This window comes from Coriobacteriia bacterium (assembly GCA_013334745.1).
Taxonomy (GTDB): domain Bacteria; phylum Actinomycetota; class Coriobacteriia; order Anaerosomatales; family JAAXUF01; genus JAAXWY01.
In genome coordinates this window covers 1-2,640 of the sequence record JAAXWY010000085.1, presented here as the reverse complement: position 1 = coordinate 2,640, position 2,640 = coordinate 1, and the positions used below count along the sequence as shown (strand labels likewise).

The 2,640-nt window shown below is 66.2% G+C and carries 4 protein-coding genes; 2 read left to right on the top strand and 2 right to left on the bottom strand.

What is annotated here, in order from left to right:
* A partial coding sequence (locus HGB10_11990; GenBank protein ID NTU72524.1) for a nicotinate phosphoribosyltransferase occupies nt 1-459 on the top strand: 459 nt, incomplete at its 5' end.
* A gap of 4 nt (nt 460-463) precedes the next feature.
* Nucleotides 464-1,084 carry a bifunctional nicotinamidase/pyrazinamidase gene (gene pncA, locus HGB10_11985; GenBank protein ID NTU72523.1) on the top strand — a complete coding sequence of 207 codons (621 nt, stop codon included), beginning with the start codon at nt 464-466 and terminating at the stop codon, nt 1,082-1,084.
* Between the two features lie 7 nt (nt 1,085-1,091).
* Here the strand turns inward: pncA and HGB10_11980 are convergent, their stop codons facing one another.
* A complete protein-coding gene (locus HGB10_11980; protein NTU72522.1) occupies nt 1,092-1,664 on the bottom strand; it encodes a hypothetical protein in 573 nt (190 codons plus the stop codon).
* A 75-nt stretch (nt 1,665-1,739) separates the two neighbouring features.
* A partial coding sequence (locus tag HGB10_11975) for a carbamate kinase (GenBank protein NTU72521.1) occupies nt 1,740-2,640 on the bottom strand: 901 nt, incomplete at its 5' end.

Here is a 2,640-nt window from a genome sequence, read left to right as displayed (position 1 = left end):
TACAAGCTGTCCGCCATCCGGCGACCTGGCGGCGAGTGGACACCCCGGGTCAAGGTGTCCGAGCAGACCGCGAAGGTCACCACACCGGGCGTGCTGGGGGTGAGGCGCTTCGCGCGCCGCGACGGCTCGCTTGCCGGCGACATGATCTACGACGTCACCGTGCCCCTGCCCGATGCGCCCACCATGGTGCATCCGGAGGATCCGCTACGTGCGACGACCTACACCGACCAGTGCTGCGCCGAGGAACTGCTCGTGCCCGTGTTTCGACAGGGCGCGCGCGTGTACGCACCGCCGCCGATCACCGAGGCGAGGGAGCGTGCGCTCTCACAGCTTGCACTCCTCGATGACTCACACAAGCGATTCCTCAATCCGCACACCTTCAAGGTGGGGCTGGAAGAGGGCCTCTTCGCACGGCGTACCGAGCTGATCGCCGGTGCCAGGCGCGTCGAGATGGAGTGATCGCATGACGACCAAGGCGCTGCTTCTCGTCGACCTGCAAAACGACTTCATGCCGTTCGGGTCGCTACCGGTGGCGGATGGCGACGCCGTCGTCGCGGTCGCCAATGAGATGGCGCACCACTTCGACGTCGTGGTCGCCACCCAGGACTGGCATCCCGCCGACCACGGTTCGTTCGCGTCGAACCATCCCGAATGCAGCGTGGGCGACATGGCGGTCGTGGGCGGTGTCGAGCAGGTGCTGTGGCCGGATCACTGCGTGCAGTCGACTCCCGGCGCCTCACTGCACTCGGCCCTCGACGTCGCTGCGATAACGCACGTCGTTCGCAAGGGCACCGACCCGTCGATCGACTCGTACAGCGCATTCTTCGACAACGGCCACCGCAAAGACACTGGACTCACCGCCGTGCTCAAGGGCATGGGTGTCTCGGCACTGTGGATCATGGGGCTCGCCACCGACTACTGCGTCCTCTACACGGCGCTCGATGCGCGCGCCGCCGGGTTCAGTGTCTCGGTCATCGAAGATGGTGTGCGGGCCGTCGAGCTCGCGCCCGGTGATGGGGCTTTGGCGCTCGAACGCATGCGCGATGCGGGATGCTCGGTCGTCCGCAGCTCAGAGATCGCGTGACGCTCCGCTAGAACAGGTCGCCGAGTCCGGCGAAGACGTCGGACACGTGCTCCATATGCCAGTCCGACATGGACAGGTAGAACTTAGGGTTGAACACGACACCCATCGCCGAGACGATCTCGATCACCGCTTCGAGTAGGTGATCACTTGTGACCACGAGGTCGAGCGCCTCGTCGCTGATGAAGTCCTCCTCGGCGTTCGCGGGGGTCCAGAAGTACTTCTCGCCGCGATACTTCACGATCAGGTCGAGCACCAGGTTCCCGGCTGTTGTGACCACGATCTCGATTCCGTCGGGCAAGGTGCGGCCCATCGCGGCCATCCGCCGCTCAAGGCCGGCCGTCGACGCCAGCGTCTGCTCGTCGCAGCGCATCGGAAACGGTGACCCGGGGATCTCGCGCAGGACCTCTCGCAGGTTGCACGCGACGACGCAGGGTTTCTCGGGGACCGAGCCACGCAAGACGTCGAAGGCGAGGTTGGCCTCGGTCAGAGAGGTGGCGTTCATCGCGACCCGGAAGAGGTCTTTGCTCTCGCCTTCGTAATAGGTGCGCAGCAGCGCGAGGTTGCTTGTTGCGGTGAGCACGAGGCCTCCGAAGGACATCAGTGGTGCAGCGAGTCTGTTATCGGCTCGCGAGCGACGCATCTGAAGGGAGGCGGCCTACGACTCGATGACCGTACCTGTGTCGCTCGACACAAGTGCACGCAGATCCTCGGAGCGACCGATGACGCTTCGGCCTCCGTGGCGCGCGAACCATGCGGCCGCAGCCACTTTGGGTCCTATCCCGCCCTGCGGGAGGGTCCCCGCCAATACGCTGGCCTCTTGTGCCGTGAGTCGCGCGATGGGCCCCGGTTCAGCTGTGCCCCACGCCGAGAAGACAGCAGGGGCCTCCATGAGGATCACGAGCAACTGTGCTCCTACCTGGCGGGCAAGCACAGCGCTCGACCAGTCCTTGTCGACGACCGCATCACATCCGTGGAGTGAGCCATCAGCATCGCGTCGCACCGGCACGCCGCCACCTCCGGCGGCGATCGGCACAAAGCCGCCGCGCAGCAGCGCGTCGACCGCGGGTGCTTCAACGATCTCGAGTGGCCGAGGAGAGGCCACGACTCGACGCCAGGTGCCGTCGGGCTGCTCGGAGATGCGCCATCCGCGTCGCGCGGCCATCTCTATGGCCTCGGCGCGGGCGTACGGCGGGCCGATCGGCTTCGTCGGGTTCGCGAACGCCGCATCATGGGGGTCGACGACGACTTGTGTGACGACCGTGGCCGGCATGCAGTCAGAGCCGCGAGAGCGCAACTCGTTGCCGAGCACCTGCTGCAGCATCAGCCCGATGCCGCCCTCCGAGTCGGCCCCGGCGATGAAAAGGGGCATGGGAGGGACAGTGTCCCCGGCGATCTCACCGCGCAGCACGATGTTGCCGACCACGGGTCCGTTGCCGTGGGTCATCACGACCTCGGGGCCCTCACAGACCAGCGTCGCGACATCACGCATCGCGGTGCGCACCCGCTGGAACTGTGCGGTTATCGTCCCGTCGTCTTCTCGGCGAGCTATGGCGTTG